The organism is Polaromonas sp. P1_G2 (assembly GCF_056405515.1).
In genome coordinates this window covers 1-375 of sequence record NZ_JBFUBY010001629.1, presented here as the reverse complement: position 1 = coordinate 375, position 375 = coordinate 1, and the positions used below count along the sequence as shown (strand labels likewise).

1 protein-coding gene is annotated in these 375 nt (G+C 64.3%); it reads right to left on the bottom strand.

Annotated features, from left to right (window positions below):
- Nucleotides 1–353 (bottom strand): family 78 glycoside hydrolase catalytic domain (locus tag AC1D0P_RS31855; RefSeq protein ID WP_477680376.1); only part of this gene is annotated, 353 nt, incomplete at its 3' end.
- Between the last annotated feature and the right edge of the window lie 22 nt (nucleotides 354–375).

Below are 375 nucleotides of genomic sequence, written 5' to 3'. Positions count from 1 at the left end.
GTCCAGCCGAGGCGCTCGTCGCGCTGCGGGCAATCGGTCGGCACTTCGATGAAATTGGCGCGCTGCGACCAGATCGTATTCTGCACCAGCCGGTCGACCAGTGCATTGCCGCTGGCAAAACCGGCCTTCAGCTCCGGCACCGACGAGATCGGCACCGAGTGGATCGCCTTGATCACGGCACCGCCCTTGAGCGTCAGCCGTGCATAGCGGTAACCCTGGAAGGTGAAGATCGGCGCGTAGGTCTCGTCGCCAGTGCCCTTGAGCGTATAGATCGTCTTGGCCTCGGCCGTGCGGAAATTGCGGTTGTCGAAGATGCGACCGGGCGCCAACACTTCGGCGTGCTCGACTGTCACTTCGGCGCCCGATGGGCCGGAG